The organism is Aminobacter sp. Y103A (assembly GCF_030294925.1).
Taxonomy (GTDB): domain Bacteria; phylum Pseudomonadota; class Alphaproteobacteria; order Rhizobiales; family Rhizobiaceae; genus Aminobacter; species Aminobacter ciceronei.
In genome coordinates this window covers 4,926,330-4,947,414 of sequence record NZ_AP017986.1, presented here as the reverse complement: position 1 = coordinate 4,947,414, position 21,085 = coordinate 4,926,330, and the positions used below count along the sequence as shown (strand labels likewise).

The following is a 21,085-nucleotide window of genomic DNA, read 5'->3' as shown; positions in this document are numbered from 1 at the left end:
GCATCCTGCTATGAACATCATGACCGAAAAATCCCTCGACGACGCGGTGAATGCTGAGATGAACGCCAGAACGAACGAAATCATCAAGATGCGCGGCGACAAGGTGACCGTGCACTATGGCGAGAAGCAAGCGCTGTTCGGCGTCGATCTCGACGTTCGCCAGAATCAGGTGACGGCGCTGATCGGCCCGTCGGGCTGCGGCAAGTCGACCTTCCTGCGCTGCCTCAATCGCATGAACGACACCATCGACGCAGCCCGCGTCGGCGGCAAGATCACACTCGACAGCGAAGACATCTACGATCCCAAGATCGACGTCGTCGAGCTGCGCGCCCGCGTCGGCATGGTGTTCCAGAAGCCGAACCCGTTCCCGAAGTCGATCTACGAGAACGTCGCCTACGGCCCGCGCATCCATGGTCTCGCCAAGAACAAGGCCGAGCTCGACGTGATCGTCGAGAAGAGCCTGCAGAAGGCCGCTCTGTGGAACGAAGCCAAGGACCGTCTCAACGAGCCGGGCACCGGCCTGTCGGGCGGCCAGCAGCAGCGCCTGTGCATCGCGCGCGCCATCGCCGTTTCGCCCGAGGTGATCCTGATGGACGAGCCGTGTTCGGCGCTCGACCCGATCGCCACCGCCAAGGTCGAGGAGCTGATCGACGAACTGCGCGAGAACTACACGATCGTCATCGTCACGCACTCGATGCAGCAGGCGGCGCGCGTGTCGCAGCGCACGGCGATGTTCCACCTCGGCTATCTCGTCGAGGAAGGCCCGACCGACAAGATGTTCACCAACCCCGACGACAAGCGGACGCAGGACTACATCACCGGCCGCTTCGGCTGAGTGGGTTTCGTCGCGGCACACGATACGAGGAAGAAATCATGGGCGAACATACAGTCCGGTCCTTCGACGAAGAACTTCAGCACGTCGACCAGCTCATCCGCGACATGGGCGATCTTTCCAGCGCAATGGTGGCCGGCGCCATCCGCGCGCTTCTCACGTCCGACCAGGCACTGGCGCAAAACGTCGTTGCCGACGATACGATCATGGACGCCAAGCAGCGCGATCTCGACAATTCGGCGATCACGCTGATCGCCAAGCGCCAGCCGATGGCGCAGGATTTGCGCGCCGTGGTCGGTGCCATCCGCATGGCGGGTGACCTCGAGCGCATCGGCGACCTCGCCAAGAACATTGCCAAGCGGGTCGGCGCTGTCGGCCAGTCGCCGACCCCGCGCAATCTCTCGCATTCGATCGATGCGATGGCGCAGCTGGTGCTCGGCCAGGTTCGCGGCGTCGTCGATCTCTATGTCGCGCGTCAGGCCGAGGGCCTGAAGGATCTGCGCGCCGACGACCAGAAGATCGACATCCAGTACACCGCCGTGTTCCGCGAACTCCTGACCTACATGATGGAAGATCCGCGCAACATCACGGCCTGCACGCATCTGCTGTTCTGCGCCAAGAACCTCGAGCGCATCGGCGACCATGTCACCAACATCGCCGAGAACGCCTATTTCGTCGTGACGGGTACGCAGCTGCCGCTGAACCGGCCCAAGGTCGACGAGACCACGACGACGGTTCCGGCCTGAGCATTTCCGCAACCGCATGCGTTTGGCGCGGGGGCGCTGCATAGGTTAAATCAGCGCATGGTCCAGAAGCGGCCATGCGCAAGGACAAGGTATAGCCAATGATCGCTCCCAAGGTCATGGTCGTCGAAGACGAAGAGCCGCTGGGCGTGCTGCTTCGCTACAATCTCGAATCCGAAGGCTATCAGGTCGAGGTCGTCACGCGTGGCGACGAGGCCGAGATCCGGCTCCAGGAAAACGTGCCCGACCTGCTGGTGCTCGACTGGATGGTGCCGGCGCTGTCGGGTATCGAACTGTGCCGCCGGCTCAGGATGCGTCCCGACACCGAACGCCTGCCGATCATCATGCTGACGGCGCGGGGCGAGGAAAGCGACAGGGTGCGCGGGCTTTCGACCGGGGCCGACGACTACCTGGTCAAGCCGTTCTCGACGCCGGAATTCATGGCGCGCGTCAAGGCGCTGCTGCGCCGGGCCAAACCCGAGGTGCTGTCCTCGGTGCTCAAGGTCGGCGACATCATGCTCGACCGCGAGTCGCACCGCGTCTACCGCAAGAAGAGCGAGATCAAGCTCGGGCCGACCGAATTCCGCTTGCTCGAATTCATGATGCGGCACCCGGGCCGCGTGTTCTCGCGCAGCCAGTTGCTCGACAATGTCTGGGGCGAGACGATCTATATCGACGAGCGCACCGTTGACGTGCATGTCGGGCGCCTGCGCAAGGCGGTCAACAACGGCCGCATGCCTGACGTGATCCGGACCATTCGCGGTGCCGGCTACGCCATCCGCGAGGACTGAGCCGCTTCGGGCTCTTTTCCGCTCAGCTAGGCGACGTCGGCACCGGCACGGCGTGGAGCCGTGCCTGCGGCAAAAATCTCCTGATCAACGGCAAGCAGCGCGCGCATCATCGCGCCCTCGCGTTTGAGCGGAACCTCGTTGGGTTCGGTGTCGAAGGAGATCGCCTTCGAGTGCAGCCCGCCCGCCGTCTTGGCGATGGCCGCGCGCACATGTGGCTCCATGATGTCGAAGGCGGTTGCGCCGACGCCGACGAAGGCGAGGGGGGCCGGGTCGAACAGCGCAAACATCGAGCCGAGTCCAAAGCCGATGGCTTCGCCGGCCTTGCGAAAGGCCTCGCGTTCGGGGCCATCATGGTCACGTGCCGCATCTGCCACGGCCCTGATGTCGTCGTCGGACAGGTCGGCCAGCGGCTCGGCATTCTCGTCGCCAACCCTTGCGTTGCGCCAGATGGCGTAGTTGCCGGCATAGGCCTCGATGCAGCCGCGGCGGCCGCAGCGGCAAAGCGCGCCGTCCGGGCGGTGGATCATGTGGCCGAACTCGGCACCCGACGACTGCGTGCCGGTGAACAGCTCGCCCTTGATGACTAGGCCCATGCCGATGCCGTGCGAGAGCAGGATGGCGATGAAGTCGTCGCGATAACGCACCGGATCTCGCCAGCGCAGGGCCTCGGCGATCATGTTGCAGTCGTTCTCAACCGAAACAGGTACGCCGAACTCCTGCTCCAGCCGGTCGGCGAAGGGGATGTCGTCGTAGCGGGTGATGGGAGACCACAACAGCTTGCGCGAGGCGGCGTCGGTGATGCCCTGGACGGCGATGGCGATGCGTAGGACGGCGCCGCCCGAAGCGCCGGCGCTGTCGATCAGGCGCCGGACCATTCCGACGCATTCGTCGACCAGCGCCTCGGCAGGCATCTGCTGCGTGACAAGCCGCCGGGTCTCTTCGGTCACGGTGTTGCCGGCATAGTCGATGATGGCGGCGGACAGGCTGTTGAGCGAGAGCACGACCGCAACGACAGACGCAGCGTCGGCATCGAGCATCAACCCGACCTGCGGCCGCCCCCGTTTCATGGAGACGGGTTCGCTGAACTTGGCCTCGGCAAGGATGCCTTCTGATATGAGATCGGAGGAAATCGTCGAGATCGTCGAATGGCTGAGGCCGGTGGTGGCAGCGATTTCGGTGCGCGATGGCTGGCTGGCTCGGCGAACCGCGGATATAACCATGGCGCGGTTGCGCCGTCTCAGATCGTCGTGACGTATGCCGACCGACATGTGCTCGTCTTCCTCCCGGCGAAGCGCTGCCCTTCTTAAGCGGCAGTCCCTTACGCGCCAAGTGATTGTGACAGAGCCAGCGCCAAATGTCTCTATTTATTTCGGGCTCCGAAAAAAATAAGGAGCGCTCGCGAAACCATGTTGACAGTGGCCGGGCATTGAGTCAGTATTTTTTCGAGGCTCGAAAAAAAGAGCTTCTCCAAGGGCTATCGCGAAGTAGGCGCGCCCATTGGGCGCAGGGAGGAAATAATGAAAAAGTTTACCACCGCCATCCTGGCGGGCGTTGCCATGACTCTGTCGCTTACGGCAGTGGCTTCGGCAAAGGACAAGGTCATCGGCGTCTCCTGGTCGAACTTCCAGGAAGAGCGCTGGAAGACCGACGAAGCCGCCATGAAGGCCGCCATCGAGGCCGCCGGCGACAAGTACATCTCGGCTGACGCGCAGTCGTCGCCGGCCAAGCAGCTGACCGACGTCGAAAGCCTGATCTCCCAGGGCGCCAACGCCCTGATCATCCTGGCTCAGGACGCCTCGGCCATCGGACCGGCTGTCGACAAGGCCGTCGCCGAAGGCATTCCTGTTGTCGGCTACGACCGCCTGATCGAGAACAAGGACGCCTTCTACCTGACCTTCGACAACAAGGAAGTCGGCCGCATGCAGGCCAAGGGCGTGTTCGCCGCCAAGCCTGAAGGCAACTACGTCTTCATCAAGGGCAGCGGTGCAGATCCGAACGCCGACTTCCTGTTCGCCGGGCAGATGGAAGTGCTCAAGGAAGCCGTCGACGCCGGCAAGATCAAGAATGTCGGCGAGGCCTATACCGATGGCTGGCTGCCGGCCAATGCCCAGAAGAACATGGAACAGTTCCTGACCGCCAACGACAACAAGATCGACGCGGTCGTGGCTTCGAACGACGGCACCGCCGGTGGCGCGATCGCAGCGCTTCAGGCACAGGGCCTTGCCGGCTCGGTGCCGGTGTCGGGCCAGGACGGCGACCATGCCGCGCTGAACCGCATCGCGCTCGGCACTCAGACCGTCTCGGTGTGGAAGGACGCGCGCGAGCTCGGCAAGAACGCCGCCGAAATCGCCTCGCAGCTCGCCGATGGCAAGAAGATGGAAGAGATCGCCAACGTCACCAAGTTCAAGACGCCTGGCGGCCTCGAGCTGAACTCGGTCTTCCTGACGCCTGTTCCGATCACCAAGGACAACCTCGACGTCGTCATCGACGCCGGCTGGGTTGGCAAGGACGTGGTCTGCCAGGGCGTGGCGGCCGGTTCGGTCGCAGCCTGCAACTGAGATCGGTTCGATCCGGTCGGTCAAACGCCGCGGCTTGCCCGCGGCGTTTTTCAAAAGCGCCCGCTTCATGACATGGCGGATTGACCCTATCATGCGCACACCGGCTGCCGCTTAGACGGCTATCCGGTCGGGAGGTATCAATGACAGACACGACAACCAACGCGCCGGCAGACCGAGCGCGAACGACCGAACTCGGCCCGGTCGGACGCTTTCTCAAGGCAACCGAGATCGATACGCGCATGCTCGGCATGGTCGGTGCGCTGCTTCTGATCTGGGTCGGGCTGCAGGTGATTTCGAGCTTGCGCCTTGGCGTCAACCCGTTCGAATTCGACAGCCGCACCTTCCTGACCGCCCGCAATCTGTGGAACCTGTCGGTGCAAGCGTCTGCCGTGGCGATTATGGCGACCGGCATGGTGCTGGTTATCGTCATGCGCAATATCGACCTGTCGGTCGGGTCGGCCGAAGGCCTGATCGGCATGGTGATGGGCTTTGCCCAGGTGCATTTCCTGGTCAAAGCCGTCGGTCTCGAACTTGGTAATCCGTGGATCTGGGCGTTGGCACTTGCCATTGGTATTGCGCTTGGCCTGATGATAGGCGCGCTGCAAGGTTTCGTCATCGCCTACATGGAGGTTCCTGCCTTCATCGTGACGCTGGGCGGATTGCTGATCTGGCGCGGGGCGGCCTGGTGGGTCACGTCAGGCCAGACGATCGCGCCGCTCGATGCCACCTTCCAGCTCATGGGTGGTGGTCCGCAGGGCGCCATCGGAGCGACGTGGAGTTGGATCGTCGGCCTTGTCGCATGCCTGGCTGTGGTGTTCCTGCTGCTGCGTGGCCGCCAGCAACGCAAGCGCTTCAAGTTTCCGCTGCGGCCGGTCTGGGCAGAGGCATTGCTCGGCGCCGTTACCTGCGGGGTCATCCTTGGCGCGATCTGGATCGCCAACTCCTACCCTTGGCCGATCGGTATCGTGCGTCGCTACGCCGAGGCCAACGGCATTACCATCCCTGAAGGCGGCCTGTTCATCGCCCACGGCATCGCCATTCCCGTCCTGATCGCGGTGGCAGTGGGCATCGTCATGACCTTCGTCACCAACCGCACACGCTTTGGCCGCTATGTCTTCGCCATCGGCGGCAACCCGGAAGCAGCCAACCTCGCCGGTATCAACACGCGCTGGATCACCATGAAGGTGTTCATGATCATGGGCGTGCTGGCGGCGATCTCAGCGGCAGTCTCCAGTGCTCGCCTGAACTCGGCTACCAACTCGCTCGGTACCCTGGACGAACTGCTGGTCATCGCGGCAGCGGTCATTGGCGGCACCTCGCTCGCCGGTGGCTCCGGCACCGTTGCCGGTGCCATGCTGGGTGCGCTTCTGATGCAGTCATTGCAGTCGGGCATGGTGCTGCTCAACATCGACACGCCGCTGCAGAACATCGTCGTTGGCCTGGTGCTGGTCGTGGCCGTCTGGCTCGACACGCTCTATCGCAAGCGCGTCTAACGAAATCCGGGAGCCAAGATCATGGAACAGACCCGTATCCCGCTCGTCGACCTCAAGAACATCTCTATCGCCTTCGGCGGCATCCGTGCCGTCGACGATGCTTCGGTCGACCTCTATCCCGGTGAAGTGGTGGCGCTGCTCGGTCACAATGGTGCCGGCAAGTCGACGCTGATCAAGATCCTGTCGGGTGCCTACAAGCGCGACGCCGGCACCATCATGGTCCGGGGCGAGGAGGCCGCGATCTCCAACCCGCGCGACGCCAAGAAATACGGCATCGAGACGATCTACCAGACATTGGCGCTGGCCGACAATGTCGATGCCGCCGCCAACCTCTTCCTCGGCCGCGAGATCATGACCGCCTATGGCACGCTCGACGACGTCGCCATGGAAGCCGAGGCGCGCAAGGTGATGGGCCGGCTCAACCCGCGCTTCCAGCGCTTCAAGGAGCCGGTCAGCAAACTCTCCGGTGGCCAGCGTCAGTCTGTGGCGATCGCACGTGCCATCCTGTTCAATGCCCGCATACTGATCATGGACGAGCCGACGGCAGCCCTTGGACCACAGGAGACGGCGCAGGTCGGCGAACTGGTCAAGCAGCTCAAGGCCGATGGCATCGGCATCTTTCTCATCAGCCACGACATCCACGACGTGTTCGATCTCGCCGACCGTGTCTGCGTGATGAAGAACGGCCAGGTCGTCGGCACGGCCCGCACCGAGGACGTGACCAAGGATGAAGTGTTGGGCATGATCATTCTCGGCAAGTGTCCGCCTGGCGCAACGCCCGGACCGGGGGCAATGCAGATCGCTGCCTGAACAGGCCCTTTGCCGGCTCAGGCAGGCCGCACGTCTGGCTCAATGCACGATCGCGAAAAGCAGTTTCACCTTTGCGCGATCGTGCTTTAATGGTGCGTGGGTGACGCGAGCCAGCCGGAATTGAGAAAGTACTTCCCCAGTCTGATCTTTATCGCCGTGACCCTTGTCAGCCTGACGATGGCCGGGCTCGTGTATCTGGCGACCGTGGAGGCGGCGCGGATCAAATTCCAGTCCGTCGCCGACGACGCGCTCAACCGCATCGAGGGCAGGCTGGAATTCGACCTTGCCTTGCTGCATGCGACGCAAGCGATGTTCGTGGCGCAGAAGGGCCATCTTTCGCGCGACCAGTTCCGCGACTATTTCGCTTCGCTCGATGCGGAGAAGAATTTCCCCAGCCTGCGCGGCATAGGCTTCCTCAGGCTGATCGAGACCAGCCAGAGCGAGACGGTCATGCGCGAACTGAAGGACGGCTACGGCATCGACCGGGCGCTGTATCCTGAGACGACGCTGAACTGGCGGACGCCCATCGTGCTGTTCGAGCCGATGAGCAAGGCCAGCCTCGATGCGATGGGCTACGATATGGCAACCGACCCGCTGCGCCGGCCCGCCATCGAATCGGCAATGGCGGCCCAGGGCGAACCCAGGGCGACGGGCAGGGTGCTGCTCGGCCAGGGCGACAACGAGAAGCAGCCCGGGATCCTGGTGCTTTCACGCGTCGACCGCCCGGCGGCAGAAGGTCCGGCACCCGCTGGTTTTCTCTATGTCGCCTTCCGCACATCGGAGCTTTTCCAGGCAGCACTCGGCAAGGCGCCGCTACTGCCGGTGGCGGTGGAGGTATTCGACGGGACGATGGGCGATGACACGCTTTTGTTCCGCTCGCAGGTGCCACCCGATCCCAGCTATGGCAACGAGTTTTCGGTGACGCGCGAGGCCAATGTCGCCGGCCGCAGATGGACCGTCAATTTCAGGCCGAGCACAGCGTTTGCGCCGCCATCGCCGCGTGCCGCGCCGCTGATGCTCGGGGTTTTCGGTCTCGTGCTGGCGGGTGCGATCGCGCTTGTCGCGCGCTATCAGCAGCGCGCCTATGAAGCCGCGGCGCAGTTGCACGAGACGACCGAGAAGAGCCTGCTGGAAAAGGACCTGATGCTTCAGGAAATGAAGCATCGCATCAAGAACTCGATTGCCCGCGTGCTGGCGATGGCGCGGCAGACCGCGGCGCACTCCGAGAACATCAATGACTTCTCGTCGTCCTTCTCGGCGCGGCTTCAGGCAATGGCAGCATCGCAGGACATGCTGACACGCTCGCGCTGGCAAAAGGCCGATCTCAGCGAATTGCTGCGCATCGAGTTGGGCCAGGTGTTCGGCAAGGAATTGCCGGAGGACATGATGAATGGTCCGACGGTCGAACTGGACGAGACGACGACGCAGGCACTTGGGCTGACCTTCCATGAGCTTGCGACCAACGCGTTGAAATATGGCGACGGCGACAACTCGGTTGGCGGCCTGAAGGTGAACTGGCGCATGAACGGCCAGGGCAAGAAACGGCGGCTGGTGCTCAATTGGGCCGAACGCAACGGCAATGGCGTATCGGAGCCCGAGAGGACCGGCTTTGGCACCAAGCTTATCGACATGAACATCACCCGCGAGCTCGATGGCAAGATCATGCGCCGCTACGCCAAGGACGGACTGCTGGTGGAGATCGACATACCCTATCGCGGCTGAACGCCGCGACATCGGCAAGAAGACCCGGTTCACAAAGAAAAACCCGGCGAGGCCAGAGCCTTCGCCGGGTTTTGTCTGCAAAGCCGTTTAGCGGCAGCGCGCCGTGTAAATCTGGCCACGGCTGTTGCGGTATTCGCAGTAGCCATTGCGCAGGTTGCGGACCAGCAGGCCCGAGGCCGCGCCGACCGCACCGCCGATGAGTGCGCCCCGGCCACCGCCGATGAGAGCGCCGGCAACAGCACCTACGCCCGTGCCGGTGGCTACGTCGCGCTCGGTCGTCGTGCAGCCTGAGATTGCAACGACGGCTGCAACGACAAGGATAAGCTTCTTCATGTGGTCAGTCCTCTCACTTTAACATCGCCCGGTGAATACTTAGCGTATCGGTCCAAAAATCGGAATCGTTTTTCCGCTCGCCGCATCAATTCAACGGCTTAGCGTATCCGCATGATGTCGGCTCCTCGGTCTGAAGGGGACAGGCTGATACGCTTGCGCATCAGTGGAGATATGCCGGCTTGCCGCTCGCCGCATCCGCCGCCACGACGACGCTCGAAACCGACAGCGACGCTTCGAGCATACCGTTGGGCAGCACATTCCAGGTCAGTTGGTCGTAGTCGTCCTCTAGCGCGGGATCGACCTCGAGGCATTTGGCAAAGGCGCGTCTGTCGCGCGATGTGAACGCGGTCAGAACCTTCGGCAACTCGGCCTGGCAGGCGTCATATGCCTCGAACAAGGGCGCTGGCGCCGGTGTCTCGCGGCAACCCGTCAAATCCTGCGAGCAGGAAACGACCAACAGAAACGCTGCGATGTGTTCCATGACAAACCACCTCGGCCAAGAAACGGCGGGTGGCGGGCAAAAGTTCCGTGATCCAATCGAGCTAAACCGTTTGAATCTCCGGTGTCATGTGGCGACGGCTAATCCCTGTCGATTTCGAAGTTCGCCTGGGGCATGAGGAGACGGTATTGCAGCCTGTCGACGCCGATTTCGAGTACGGCACTGCCGCTCAGCGCTGCCGGGACGACGCGCTCGAGCGCGACCGAGCCGAAGCGCTTCTTGCGTGTCGTCGCGTCGGCAGTCGGGCCGATTGCCTCCGACCAATGCAGCGCCAACTGCCCTTCGCCATCGGGACCGGATACCCTGCTGGCCGTCACCTCGACGTGACCGTCTGCACGCGAAAGCGCGCCAAAGCTCACTGAATTGACCGCCAGCTCGTGCACGGCAAGACCGATATGCAGGGCGGCATTGGGGGTGAGATAGGGATCCTCGCCAAGGATGTGGACGGCATGCTCGGTGTCGTTACTGTAGCGTTTGACCTGGCCGATTACGAGTTCGCGAAAGCCTGCGCCGCGCCAGTTCGACGACGTGACCAGATCCTGCGACGAGGCGAGCGACTGCAGCCGGCCGCGAAAACGCTCGAGGAAGACGTCGATGGAGCCGGAATAGTGACCGGTCTGGCTGGCAATGCTCTGGATGATGGCAAGCAGGTTCTTGGAGCGGTGGCTGACCTCGCGCAGCAGCGCCTTCAGCGTTTGCTCGCGCCGCTTCTGCTCTGTGGTTTCGATGACGGTGACGACGACACCCTGGACCTGGCCGCTCGACGAATGGTCGGCGTCGATACAGACATCGTACCAACGCATGCCTGCCGAGTTGTCGGCGATGCTGACCTCGAGCCCGTCCGAATTGCCGGTGGCAAGGACGTTCTTCTTTGCAGCCACGAGCCGGTCGGCCTGCTGTTGCGGCAGGGAGTTGACCGTCCCGGACTGCTCCTCCAGCACCTCCGCCCAAGGCGGCTGCAGATTGTGTGACCACACTGTCTGCAGGGTGTGATCCTGGTAAAGCACGGCGATGCCGGCATTGCGGGAGACGTGGAGAAGAGCGGCGTCCAATCGTGAGCTCGGTCCCATTGATGCTGAGGGATTGGCCATGCCACGAGAGCCTTTGCTCTGCTTCTTGCGGTTCAGCCGAATGATTTCGGCTGGAACCAAATGGGACCGCCGGGTAACGCGTCAGTGCTGAGCGCTACCCGGCGGCGCTGGACTCCGACTGAGGGGGCCGGCTTCCAGTCTCGGGTTGGTTCTTCATGTTACCGACGTCATCACGCGCGCCTGAACAGGCCCGCAATGAGCGAGATGACAAGAAACGCCAGGAAGATGAAGAACAAGATTTGCGCGATGCCGGCAGAAGTTCCGGCGATACCGCCGAAGCCGAGGGCGCCGGCGATAATCGCGACGACAAGGAATACGAGCGCCCAATACAGCATGATCTATCTCCTTCAAATGATGAATGAAAAACGTGCCGCCGCAAGGATGGTTCCCTGAGGCGAGGCCAAAAAGCCCTATGCCGCAGCCTTTGCCTGTCTGTCAAAGAACAATGCCTGACTTATCAGCGCCTTGACCATTTCAGGGTTGAACGGCTTGGTGACGAGGAAGGCCGGCTCGGGGCGCTCGCCGGTCAGCAGGCGCTCGGGGAAGGCGGTGATGAAGATCACAGGCAACGGCGCTGACGACAGCATCTCGTTGACGGCGTCGATGCCCGAGCTGCCGTCCGCGAGCTGGATGTCGGCCAGGATCATCTTCGGGCGCGTCCGCTTGAACAGCGCTATCGCTTCCGCACGGGTGCGCGCCGTGCCGACGACGCGGTGGCCGAGGCTCTCCACCATCTCCTCGATGTCCATGGCGATCAGTGGTTCGTCCTCGATGATCAGGATGTCGGTCGCGACCTGGCGCGAGATTTCGCCGCTCGCTTCATGGAGCAGCTTGGTGAACTCTTCCTCGTCGGCGTCGAGCACTTCGGCAGCTTCAGCCTCGTTGAAACCTTCAACGGCAACCAGAAGGAATGCCTGGCGCGGACGCGGCGAGAGTGCGGAGAGATTGGCGGCAGCGCGCTTTTCCCAGGCCAGGCTCGGGCCATCCTGGGGAACGCGGATGGAGACTGAGGTGAAAAGACGGGCAAATATCTTGTAGAGCGCAATGCGATCGTTGGAAGCGGACGGGAACACATCGATGTCATCGATCAGTGCTTCGAGCATCGCAGCCACCAGCGCATCGCCGCTCTCCTGGGATCCTGCCACCGCACGCGAGAAGCGACGGAGATAAGGCAGGTGGGGGGCAATTCTCGTGGATAATGTCATGGTCGACGTCTCCCTCATGTGACGTTGCTGAAACTGTTGTGAAGCGACACACAACGCTTGGTCTATGCAAAAGTTCCTCTTTTGTGGAACCTATCCGCATTTGAGGAGTTGGGTGCAAAATTCGATAAACCGCAAAGGTTGTTGCGCGCCGTTTGGGGCGGGACGTCCGACGGGGCAAAAGGGCAAAGCAAGCATATGACAAGGCAGACAAGTGGCGCCGCCAGCGCCAGGCCGAACCGTCTTCGCGACGGTGAGCCCCTTGGGGCAAATTCAGAAATCGGCCGCAAGCTCAAGCAATATTACGATGAACTGGTGTCCGACGAGGTGCCGGATCGATTTGCCCAGCTGTTGAGCCAGCTGGAACAAGCCGAACCTGAGCAGCAGAAGGACTGACCGGGCATGGCAGCTTCCCAAGGTTTCAAGGGCGACCTGCTCGCGACCATTCCTGGCCTGCGCGCTTTCGCCATGTCGCTGTCGCAGAACGCCGACAGGGCCGACGACCTTGTCCAGGAAACGCTGGTCAAGGCGTGGGACAAGCAGTCGAGCTTTCAGCCCGGCACCAACCTCAAGGCGTGGCTGTTCACCATCCTGCGCAATGAGTTCTATTCGCAGATGCGCAAGCGTGGCCGCGAGGTGCAGGACAGCGACGGCCTTCTGACCGCACGGCTCGCCGTGCATCCGAGCCAGCCCGGCCGACTTGATCTCGACGATTTCCGCAAGGCGCTCGAGCAACTGCCGGAAGACCAGCGCGAGGCGATCATCCTGATCGGCGCGTCGGGCTTTTCCTATGAAGAGGCGGCGGAAATCTGCGGCTGTGCCGTCGGCACCATCAAGAGCCGGGTCAGCCGCGCCCGCAACAGGCTGCAGGAGATACTGGACATCTCGGGCGAGGCCGACTACGGCCCCGACGCGATCGCGGCCCAGGTGATGGGCTCAACTGTCAGCTGAGCGCGCGCGCTTGCGAATGCTCTCGGTGACTGCCTCGATGAGATCGGCGCCGGCGTAAGGCTTGCTCACCAGGGTCACGTCAGGGAAGTCGACGAAGATCTCGTCAAGCTTGTCGTAGCCCGAAGCGAATACGAACGGAACGCCAGCCGCTTCCAGCGAGCGGGCGAAGTCGAAGGTCGGCTCGCCGCCGATCATGACGTCGATGATGGCGGCATCAAAGGGCGCGGAGATTTCACGTGCTTCGCGGAGATTGCCAGCGATGGCGACTTCGCCGGCGCCGTGGTCCCTGCAAAGCTGCTCGACGTCGAGTGCGATCAGCGCCTCGTCTTCGAGAACAAGTATACGCAGTCCTGAAAGCGGGCTCGACACGTCGTGGGGCACTCCATGGAATCGAAGCCGAACATGACGGCAGTCGCGGCTGCTGTCATTTAAAAAAGACATGCTGCGGCAGCGGCGCACCCGTGAGGAACCTTCGGCGCCATCAAGGCGTTGCCGGTCACATTTCTGGAGGAATTCATGACCGAGCAAGGCATTCCGACCGACACTGTGCGGCAGGTTTCGTGCGAGAAGTGCCCGCTCAGGCCGTTGCCGACCTTCCGGCCGTTCGACAATGACGAGCTGGCTTTCGTCAGCAGCTTCAAGCGCGGCGAGCTGTCCGTCGACAAGGGCGCGACGCTGCTTTCCGAAGGCAGCAACAGTGCCCATCTCTACACTGTGCTGGCGGGATGGGGATTTCGCTACAAGCTGCTGGAGGACGGGCGCCGCCAGATTCTCAACTACGTGCTGCCTGGCGACATGATAGGCCTGCAGGGCAGCCTGATGGGCGAGATGCAGCACTCGGTGGAGGCGCTGTCGCCGATGCTTTTGTGCATGTTCGAGCGCGACAGGCTGATGGAGCTTTATCGCGGCTATCCGGGGCTGGCCTACGACATCACCTGGATCGCCTCGCGCGAGGAGCGCATGCTCGACGAGAACCTGTTGAGTGTCGGGCGCCGGTCAGCCCTGGAGCGAGCCGCCTATTTGCTCGCCTTCATTGCCAGCAGGGCGCGGAAGGTCGGCATGGACGGGACCGGCAAGGTGGAGATTCCGATCACCCAGCAGCACGTCGCCGACACGCTCGGACTGTCGCTGGTCCACACCAACAAGACCATCCGCAAGCTGATCGACCGCAAACTCGTGCAGTGGCGCGATGGCGGCTGCAAGGTGCTCGACATCGAGGGATTGATGGCGCTGGCGAACTGGGGCGGCCTCGACGAAGGTGTCCGCCCTCTGCTTTGACAGGAGCGTTGTCTTCTTGTGCTTGCGCAATTCCGGACGGGAAAACGCGGCCAATTTTTTCCTGGAACTGCGCTTAGCGCCCGTATTGTCGGTCGCGTTCGTCGACGCCCCAGTTCACGCCGGGCAGCACATTGCGGATGATGGCGTAGCCGACGAGCAAGGCCGGGATGGCGATGAAGCCGCCTACGGCGCCCCACAGCCAGATCCAGAACGCCAGTGCCAGCAGCACGACGAAGGGATTGAGCGTCATCGTCCTGCCGATGACCAGCGGGGTGACGAACTGGCCCTCGACGGTGTTGACGCCGAGATAAAGGATCACCGGCAGCAGGCTCGTAGCCAGCGTGTCGAACTCGGTCAAGCCGACGGCGAACAGGATCGCCACCATGGCCAGCGGGCCGATGAAGGGGACGAAATTGGTGAGGATGGCGAGCGCGCCCCACAGCGGCGCCGAGGGCACGCCGAGCAGATAGAGGCCGATGCCGACGGTGATGCCCTCGGCGATGTTGATGACGGTGATCGACAGCAGATATTGCGACACCAGTTGCTCGACGTCGCGGAAGATATGGGCGACGCGCCAGCGCAGGCGACGGTTGAAGCAGAGCCTGAGGATGGCGATCCTGGTCTGGTCGCGCGTGGCGACGAAGAAATAGAGGCTTGCGAAGAACAGCAGTATCTGGGCGATGACCGCGGGCGCCAGTGTCGCCATCGTCTCGACGCCCATGCCTTCGTCGACCGAGACCGACACGCCTTCGCCGCCGGTGACCTGGCGCAGCTGGTCGCGCATGCTCTTGAAGGTCTCGAGCGGCCCCTTGAGGTCAGCCAGCTGGGTGGCGAGCTGAGACCAGATCTGCGGCAGACGTTGGAGCCAGAAGCTGAGCGGTGAGCTGACCAGCAGCGCAAAGACGCAGACCGAGACGATGAACAGCAGGACGACGATCGCCGCCGACAGTGCCGGCGGCACCTTGAAGCGTTCAAGCCGCGAAGCAAGCGGGCCGAGCATCAGGCCGATGACGACGCCGAGGCCGATGGGCGTGAGGATGAACTCGCCGGCATGCAGGGCGAACACCGTGACGACGATGCCGATGAAGATGATCGATACCTGTGCACCGCGCGTGAGAAGAATCTCGAAGTTGGATTTCGGCGGAAGGCGCACGGTCGGCGCCTTCTTGATGGTGCGAGTTGGCATCGAAGATTTTCCAGCTGAATGAGGCTGGCAAAACGTCCGGTGGTCGGCGATGGTTCCTTGGAACGACGGAACCGACAGGCGCATGAGGCGTTTCGACCCCATCGAACGCAAGGAGCAATGACATGGCTGCAGCTGCAGGAAAGGCCGGCAACGGCACCAAGACGACGCCGGACCTCGAGGCCGACATCAAGCAATTGAAGGCCGATATCGAGGCGTTGGCCAAGCAATTGGCGGCGACCGGCGAACATGGCTACGGCGCTGCGCGGCGTGCCGCGGCGCTGGGGGCAGAGCAGATGAAGGCGCAAAGCGACGCAGCCGTCGAAGCGTTGCGCAGCAATGCCCGTGACATCGAAGACCAGATCATGACCACCGTGCGCGAGAAGCCGGTGACGTCGCTTGCCATCGCCGCCGGCGTTGGTTTTCTCGTCGCGCTGCTGGCGCGGCGCTAGCGCGCCGATCGGAGATCAACCGATCTTCGATCGGCGATGCGCAATTTTCAGGCACAAGCCGGGGGACATATGCTGGCATCACTGATTGCGAGTTTCGCGACCGGCGAGACGATTTTGGCACTGAGGCGGACACGTCGCGTGGCAGCTGCCTACCTGGCGGCCGGGATCGCTGGCCTATGCGGCGCGGGCTTTCTCGTCGGCGCCGCCTTCATCTGGGCGGCTGAGAAATTTGGTCACCTCGAAGCGGCAATCGGTTTTGGCCTCGGTTTCCTGCTGCTGGCGGGGTTGATCCTGCTCGTGCACAAGCTGATGGCCGGGTCGCGGGCACGCGAAGACGAGCGTCGCCGGCGCGCCGATATCGCGGCGCTGGGTACGACGGCCGTGATGGCAGTGCTGCCGACATTGCTGCGCAGCAAGGGTGGCATCGGTGCGCTGCTGGGACCGGTGGTGGCGCTGGCCGCCTATGCGATCTATCGCGAGAATCGCAAGCCGGACGACGGCGATGGCGTGGCGGGCGAATAGGCCCGCCAGATGTCAGGCTTCGGCCGTTTCACCCAGCGGCATCGAAATGTGCGCACGCACGCCCTCGCTCGGAAATTCGTGCGTCACCTCGCTGGAGATGACTTTTGCCAGGCTGCGGCGGATGAGGATCGAGCCGAAACCGTGATGGCTCGGCGGGACGACCTCCGGTCCGCCGCTTTCAGTCCATTGTAGCTCCAGCCGCTTGTCGCTGGTCACTGTCCACGACACCACAACGCTGCCACCCGGCGCAGATAGCGCGCCATATTTGAGCGCATTGCTGGCCAGCTCGTGCAGGATCAAAGCCAGGCCCAGCGTCTGATCAGGGCTGAGCAGCGCGTCGGGGCCAGAGATTGAAATACGCGGGGCGTCATCGTCGTCGAAGGGCGAGAGTTCCAGCCGCGCGAGGTCACGGATGCCGATGCCGCGCCATTCATATTCCGACAACAATCCGTGGGCGAGGCCAAGCGCGCGCAGGCGCTGGCTGAAGGCGTCGAGGAATTCACGCGGCTCGCGGGCGTGGCGCACCGTCTGGGTGGCCAGCGCTTGCACGGTGGCGAGCGTGTTCTTGACCCGGTGATTGATCTCGCGCAACAGCAGGCGCTGGCGCTCCTCGGCACTGCGGCGCTCCGTGATGTCGTAGTTGACGCCGAAGACCAGCGTCGGACGGCCGTCGGCGTCACGCTCGACGACGCGGCCGCGGGCGGCGAGCCAGCGCGGCGGGTCGAAGCCGCGGATGCGGTATTCGCCGGAATAGTCGTCGCTGCCCTCAAGCGCTTCCTGGAAAATCTTGCGTGTCTTGCCGATGTCGCGACGGTCGATGGAAACGACGATGTCGCGCGCCCGCATTTTTGCAGCCGGCGGCATGTTGAAGAGTTCGGGCAGCAGCGTGTCGCATTCGACGATGCCGGTGCGCGGATCCCAGACCCAACTGGCAAGGGCAGCGGCTTCAAGTGCTATCGCGCGGCGGGTTTCGGCATGCACAAGCGCGGCCTCGGCGCGCGCGCCAGCTTGCGAGCGGTCGCGCAGGACGACGAGGCTGCCCGCAAGGGCGGCGACGTCCTGCAACTGCGCCTGCCTGTCCGGATCGGGCGCAGGGCGCCGTTCGTTGTCGAGCACCAGCAGTGCTCCGAAGGTGCGTCCTGACATGACGATCGGCGCGCCGGCATGCAGAAAAAGCGTACGGTTGACTGCTTCGGCAGGGCCGTTTGCGAGGAACCCTTCCGCCAGATCCAGTGCCTCAGTGATCTGAGCGGAGGACAGTCCGACGTCCGCCTGGACAAGCTGTCGTCCGTCCTGGTCGGCGAGGGTGAGCAGTGCTGCCGGCGCCGACATCAGGGCGGCTGCAAGCTTTGCCAGCCGGTCGAAATCAGGATCGCGCTGCGCGCGCCCTTGGGCCTCGTCGGCGCTGTCGTCGGCGTCGTTGCTCGCATTGCTTCTGTCGTCTTGCACTTGGCCATCCCTCTTGGCCTGGGGAAACTAGACGGGTGCGGCACGCTTGAAAAGCCTTGGCCGAAACTTGGGAACCATGCCGTTATGCTGTCGTTAGCCCTCCTGGAACCATTTGGGAGAGCAGCGATGAGCAAGATCATTCCAGCCAGAAAGGCGCGTCAGGGAACGCGCGGCCGTCACGTCCTGCTGGTGCTTCTGGCAGCGCTGATGCTGGCCATGGCGGCATGGGGTGCCGCAGAATTCTATGGCGAGATGATCGATCAAGATGCCAACCAGACGACCACGGCTCCCGGCTAAGTATCTTGGTTTCCATGGAGATTTCGTCTCGCCCGTCCAATTGCGGGCGACGGTTTCGAAGGCCAGGCCGGCCAATCCCGACAGGCGAAAAATTCGGAACCATGGCGGGGTCACGGCGTTGTGAACCCGTAGGAGGCCGCGCCCGACCGTTCCGGCAAAAGACAGGTCAAGGCGCGGCATGCATGAACAACACGCACGAGGAGACTTTAACATGATCCGCAACCTCTTGGCCACGACCGCCATTGCAGCCCTGCTTGCGACGGGCGCCTATGCCCAGGACACCACAGCACCTGCACCGGCTCCGGCAGCCCCTACGGAAGCTGCCCCCGCGACACCTGAGGTGATCCCGCATGCCGAGGGCTTCCTTGCCGCCAACATCATTGGCGAGAAGGTCTATAACGGCACCGCCGACGACGCCGAGAACATCGGCAACGTCAACGACATCGTCCTGACCGCCGACGGCAAGGCCGACCAGTTGGTGATTGGTGTCGGCGGTTTCCTTGGTATCGGCGAAAAGAATGTCGCCGTCAGCTTCGACAAGTTCGACTGGGCCGAGAAGAACGGCGACCGCTGGCTGGTGATGTCGACGACCAAGGAGCAGCTGCAGGCGCTGCCCGATTTCAATCGCCGCGCCTATGATCCGGCTCCCGCAGCCGTAGCGGCGACCGATCCGGCCGCGCCGGCCACCGACCAGACGGCGCAGGCGCCGGCAACGCCCGAGGCGACGCCCCCTGCGACGGAACAGACCGCCCAGGCGCCGGCCGCCACGCCTGATGCGGCGACGGCCGACGACACCAAGACGGCGGCGATCGACAAGTCGACTCTGAAGGAGCTGCCGGCGGCCGATCTGCGCGCCGAAGAGCTGATGGGCACCACCGTCTATGGTGCTGACGATGCCAATATCGGCGAGATCGGCGATATCCTGATGACCGCCGACGGCAAGATCGATGCCTATGTCATCGACGTTGGCGGCTTCCTTGGCGTCGGTGAAAAGAAGGTCGCGGTCGGCAGCGACAACCTTGCCTTCATGGTCGATGCCGACGGCAAGAAATATCTCTACACCACCTTCACCAAGGAGCAGCTCGAAGGCCATCCCGTTTATGACGCGGGCAGCTGGGCCGAAAAGCGCGACGAGCAGCGCCTGATCATCGTTCAGTAGTTGCGGCGTACCTGAGAGGAGGGGCCCGCGCTTCGGCGCGGGCCTTTTCGTTGAGGTTATGGCAAGCGCAGGAAATGGCCTGTCGGGCCATTCTCGGCCAGCTCCGATAGCGCCAGTGACTGGTCGAGATGCTTGGCGCGCCAGGCCAGCAGCCTTTCGGCAAATTCCAACCGCACGGCCAGCCACTCCGGATCATTGGCGAGGTTGCGTGTTTCGCCGGGGTCATTGGCGAGGTCGTAGAGCAAAGGCGGCAGGCCGCCGCCGAAATGCACGTATTTGACCGTTTCGGTGCGGATGACCGACAGGTTGAGCTGTCGCGAACCGGTGCCGAAATAGGCTTCCGTGGTTCCGTTGGCGACCGAGCGGAAATCGTATTCCCAATGGGCGGCGTCGCGCCAGTCGGCGGGCTCGTCGCCATCGAGGAAGGGTTTCAGCGATTGGCCGTCGAGATGCGGCTGCGCCGCTCCGCCGACCAGCTCAAGCAAGGTCGGCATGATGTCGACGGCAGCGGTGAAGCGGTCGACGGTGCTACCGGCCGCCCGCTCATGACCGGGTGCCTTGACGATGAGCGGGATGTGGTAGGAGCCGTCGAACCAGCCGCCCTTGCCGAGCATGTGGTGTTCACCCATCATTTCGGCGTGGTCGGAGGTCAGGATGACGATGGTGTTGTCCCAGTCGCCCTTGTCGCGGATGCCTTGCCAGATGCGCCCAAGCTGGGAATCGACCTCCGAGATCATGCCGTAATAGAGCGCGCGGATCTTGCGGAATTCGTCCTCGCTCCAGTCGCCGACCTTGCCGGGGGCGCCGGGGATGAAGCTCGACTTACCCTGGTGATGCTCGAGGTGGTAGGCGAGGAAGGGGTGGCTTGCCTTCTCCGCTTCGAAGCTCGGCGCCCTGTTGTAGGCCGGGCCTTCCGCCGGATCGTACATGGTGTTGAACGGCTCTGGCACGATGAAGGGCGGATGCGGGCTGAGGAAGGAGACATGGGCGAACCAGGGCTCGCCCTTGTCCTGTTCGCCGAGCCAGCGCAGGAACTCGCCGGTGAGGAAAGCGGCCGGCGTTTCGTCTTTCGAATAAATGGGAACCGCGTTGCTGACCTCGAGCGCATCGGCATTGGACGGCCGGTGGACATCGGGGAAGCCGGCGCTGGAATCGATGCCGCGCTGGGTGAGCCAGGAAAGCCAGCCCTTCTGGTGCTCGGGCAGAAGCTGGCGCGTGGTGAAGCCGGGCAGGACACCTTCATAGCTGCGCAGGAACGGGTCGCCCGGCGCGCGGTTGCGCGGGTCGGGCGAGACGTCGGTGTAGCCGAACAGGGTCGGGTCGTAGCCGACGCGGCGCGCGGCACGGGCGATGTTGTCGTGGCGATCGTCGAGCGGCGTGCCATTGCGGCAGACGCGGTTGTTCATCTGGTAGAGGCCGGTGTAGAGGCAGGCGCGCGCCGGCGAACAGGGGGCCGCACCGGCATAGTGGCGGGAAAACAGCACGCCCTCGCGCGCCAAAGCGTCCGAATTTGGCGTCTTCACCACGGGATGACCGACAGCCGACAGGCTGTCGCCGCGCCACTGGTCGCAAGTGATGAGAAGAATGTTCTGCCGTCTGCCGGTGCCTGCCAAGCTCGCCCCCTGGAACTGAAATCGCGGGCCAAGGAAGCCGGATTCACCGCCATGCGCAAGCGTCCTCTCTGCCGCAGCGGGCATACCAGAAAGTGTGAACGAGCTCG

At 63.3% G+C, this 21,085-nt stretch carries 24 protein-coding genes; 14 read left to right on the top strand and 10 right to left on the bottom strand.

Annotated elements, in window-relative coordinates:
- Positions 1 to 10 precede the first annotated feature (10 nt).
- The 3 genes from pstB (at position 11) to phoB (ending at position 2,366) form a co-directional block, all read left to right on the top strand.
- Positions 11 to 835, top strand: a complete 825-nt coding sequence (gene pstB, locus Amn_RS24230; RefSeq protein WP_154385679.1) for a phosphate ABC transporter ATP-binding protein PstB — start codon at positions 11 to 13, stop codon at positions 833 to 835.
- A 38-nt stretch (positions 836 to 873) separates the two neighbouring features.
- Positions 874 to 1,578 carry a phosphate signaling complex protein PhoU gene (phoU, locus tag Amn_RS24225; RefSeq protein ID WP_286292762.1) on the top strand — a complete coding sequence of 235 codons (705 nt, stop codon included), beginning with the start codon at positions 874 to 876 and terminating at the stop codon, positions 1,576 to 1,578.
- A 98-nt stretch (positions 1,579 to 1,676) separates the two neighbouring features.
- Positions 1,677 to 2,366, top strand: a complete 690-nt coding sequence (gene phoB / locus Amn_RS24220; RefSeq protein ID WP_067957297.1) for a phosphate regulon transcriptional regulator PhoB — start codon at positions 1,677 to 1,679, stop codon at positions 2,364 to 2,366.
- A 26-nt stretch (positions 2,367 to 2,392) separates the two neighbouring features.
- Here the strand turns inward: phoB and Amn_RS24215 are convergent, their stop codons facing one another.
- A complete protein-coding gene (locus Amn_RS24215; protein WP_067957299.1) occupies positions 2,393 to 3,634 on the bottom strand; it encodes an ROK family protein in 1,242 nt (413 codons plus the stop codon).
- A 249-nt stretch (positions 3,635 to 3,883) separates the two neighbouring features.
- On the opposite strand from Amn_RS24215, the gene xylF reads away from it, so the two are divergent.
- The 4 genes from xylF to Amn_RS24195 all read left to right on the top strand — a co-directional run bounded on the left by xylF (position 3,884) and on the right by Amn_RS24195 (position 8,949).
- The gene (xylF, locus tag Amn_RS24210; protein WP_067957302.1) at positions 3,884 to 4,924 is read left to right on the top strand and encodes a D-xylose ABC transporter substrate-binding protein; all 1,041 of its coding nucleotides are present in this window, start codon (positions 3,884 to 3,886) and stop codon (positions 4,922 to 4,924) included.
- A gap of 140 nt (positions 4,925 to 5,064) precedes the next feature.
- Positions 5,065 to 6,417: a sugar ABC transporter permease gene (locus Amn_RS24205; protein ID WP_067957307.1), complete on the top strand. Its 1,353-nt coding sequence runs from the start codon at positions 5,065 to 5,067 to the stop codon at positions 6,415 to 6,417.
- Between the two features lie 21 nt (positions 6,418 to 6,438).
- Entirely contained in the window at positions 6,439 to 7,227 is a 789-nt protein-coding gene (locus Amn_RS24200) for an ATP-binding cassette domain-containing protein (protein WP_067957308.1), read from the top strand.
- A 120-nt stretch (positions 7,228 to 7,347) separates the two neighbouring features.
- Positions 7,348 to 8,949, top strand: coding sequence for a CHASE domain-containing protein (locus Amn_RS24195; RefSeq protein WP_286292753.1), 1,602 nt, complete (start codon positions 7,348 to 7,350; stop codon positions 8,947 to 8,949).
- An 87-nt stretch (positions 8,950 to 9,036) separates the two neighbouring features.
- Here Amn_RS24195 and Amn_RS24190 read toward each other — a convergent pair whose 3' ends face one another.
- The 5 genes from Amn_RS24190 to Amn_RS24170 form a co-directional block, all read right to left on the bottom strand.
- Positions 9,037 to 9,282: a YMGG-like glycine zipper-containing protein gene (locus Amn_RS24190; protein WP_067957313.1), complete on the bottom strand. Its 246-nt coding sequence runs from the start codon at positions 9,280 to 9,282 to the stop codon at positions 9,037 to 9,039.
- Between the two features lie 160 nt (positions 9,283 to 9,442).
- Complete coding sequence (locus Amn_RS24185; RefSeq protein ID WP_067957315.1) at positions 9,443 to 9,763, bottom strand: hypothetical protein; 321 nt, start codon at positions 9,761 to 9,763, stop codon at positions 9,443 to 9,445.
- 98 nt (positions 9,764 to 9,861) lie between these two features.
- Positions 9,862 to 10,833 carry a sensor histidine kinase gene (locus Amn_RS24180; RefSeq protein ID WP_246670797.1) on the bottom strand — a complete coding sequence of 324 codons (972 nt, stop codon included), beginning with the start codon at positions 10,831 to 10,833 and terminating at the stop codon, positions 9,862 to 9,864.
- A gap of 209 nt (positions 10,834 to 11,042) precedes the next feature.
- Positions 11,043 to 11,207, bottom strand: coding sequence for a DUF1328 domain-containing protein (locus tag Amn_RS24175; protein WP_018429836.1), 165 nt, complete (start codon positions 11,205 to 11,207; stop codon positions 11,043 to 11,045).
- 75 nt (positions 11,208 to 11,282) lie between these two features.
- Positions 11,283 to 12,077, bottom strand: a complete 795-nt coding sequence (locus Amn_RS24170; protein ID WP_067957319.1) for a response regulator — start codon at positions 12,075 to 12,077, stop codon at positions 11,283 to 11,285.
- A 195-nt stretch (positions 12,078 to 12,272) separates the two neighbouring features.
- Here Amn_RS24170 and Amn_RS24165 point away from each other — a divergent pair, with 195 nt between their 5' ends.
- Positions 12,273 to 12,470: a NepR family anti-sigma factor gene (locus Amn_RS24165; protein WP_154385735.1), complete on the top strand. Its 198-nt coding sequence runs from the start codon at positions 12,273 to 12,275 to the stop codon at positions 12,468 to 12,470.
- A 6-nt stretch (positions 12,471 to 12,476) separates the two neighbouring features.
- Positions 12,477 to 13,025 (top strand): RNA polymerase sigma factor, encoded by a 549-nt coding sequence (locus Amn_RS24160; protein WP_067957322.1) that lies wholly within the window; start codon positions 12,477 to 12,479, stop codon positions 13,023 to 13,025.
- Here the strand turns inward: Amn_RS24160 and Amn_RS24155 are convergent.
- The gene (locus Amn_RS24155) at positions 13,011 to 13,394 is read right to left on the bottom strand and encodes a response regulator (RefSeq protein ID WP_067957325.1); all 384 of its coding nucleotides are present in this window, start codon (positions 13,392 to 13,394) and stop codon (positions 13,011 to 13,013) included. The genes Amn_RS24160 and Amn_RS24155 overlap by 15 nt on opposite strands.
- Before the next feature lie 147 nt (positions 13,395 to 13,541).
- Between Amn_RS24155 and Amn_RS24150 the strand changes: the two genes are divergently transcribed.
- Positions 13,542 to 14,303: a Crp/Fnr family transcriptional regulator gene (locus Amn_RS24150; RefSeq protein WP_067966099.1), complete on the top strand. Its 762-nt coding sequence runs from the start codon at positions 13,542 to 13,544 to the stop codon at positions 14,301 to 14,303.
- A 73-nt stretch (positions 14,304 to 14,376) separates the two neighbouring features.
- Here Amn_RS24150 and Amn_RS24145 read toward each other — a convergent pair whose 3' ends face one another.
- Positions 14,377 to 15,489: an AI-2E family transporter gene (locus tag Amn_RS24145; RefSeq protein WP_067957328.1), complete on the bottom strand. Its 1,113-nt coding sequence runs from the start codon at positions 15,487 to 15,489 to the stop codon at positions 14,377 to 14,379.
- Positions 15,490 to 15,611: 122 nt separating this feature from the next.
- Between Amn_RS24145 and Amn_RS24140 the strand changes: the two genes are divergently transcribed.
- Entirely contained in the window at positions 15,612 to 15,938 is a 327-nt protein-coding gene (locus Amn_RS24140) for an ElaB/YgaM/YqjD family protein (RefSeq protein ID WP_067957331.1), read from the top strand.
- A 69-nt stretch (positions 15,939 to 16,007) separates the two neighbouring features.
- The gene (locus tag Amn_RS24135; RefSeq protein ID WP_067957333.1) at positions 16,008 to 16,460 is read left to right on the top strand and encodes a hypothetical protein; all 453 of its coding nucleotides are present in this window, start codon (positions 16,008 to 16,010) and stop codon (positions 16,458 to 16,460) included.
- Positions 16,461 to 16,472: 12 nt separating this feature from the next.
- Here the strand turns inward: Amn_RS24135 and Amn_RS24130 are convergent, their stop codons facing one another.
- Positions 16,473 to 17,909, bottom strand: a complete 1,437-nt coding sequence (locus Amn_RS24130; RefSeq protein ID WP_286292543.1) for a sensor histidine kinase — start codon at positions 17,907 to 17,909, stop codon at positions 16,473 to 16,475.
- 126 nt (positions 17,910 to 18,035) lie between these two features.
- Here Amn_RS24130 and Amn_RS24125 point away from each other — a divergent pair, with 126 nt between their 5' ends.
- On the top strand, positions 18,036 to 18,206 hold the full coding sequence (locus Amn_RS24125) for a hypothetical protein (RefSeq protein WP_169808314.1): 171 nt from the start codon (positions 18,036 to 18,038) through the stop codon (positions 18,204 to 18,206).
- Between the two features lie 211 nt (positions 18,207 to 18,417).
- Complete coding sequence (locus Amn_RS24120) at positions 18,418 to 19,365, top strand: PRC-barrel domain-containing protein (RefSeq protein WP_182573780.1); 948 nt, start codon at positions 18,418 to 18,420, stop codon at positions 19,363 to 19,365.
- 56 nt (positions 19,366 to 19,421) lie between these two features.
- On the opposite strand, the gene Amn_RS24115 is transcribed toward Amn_RS24120, so the two are convergent.
- A complete protein-coding gene (locus Amn_RS24115) occupies positions 19,422 to 20,978 on the bottom strand; it encodes an alkaline phosphatase family protein (protein WP_182573781.1) in 1,557 nt (518 codons plus the stop codon).
- Between the last annotated feature and the right edge of the window lie 107 nt (positions 20,979 to 21,085).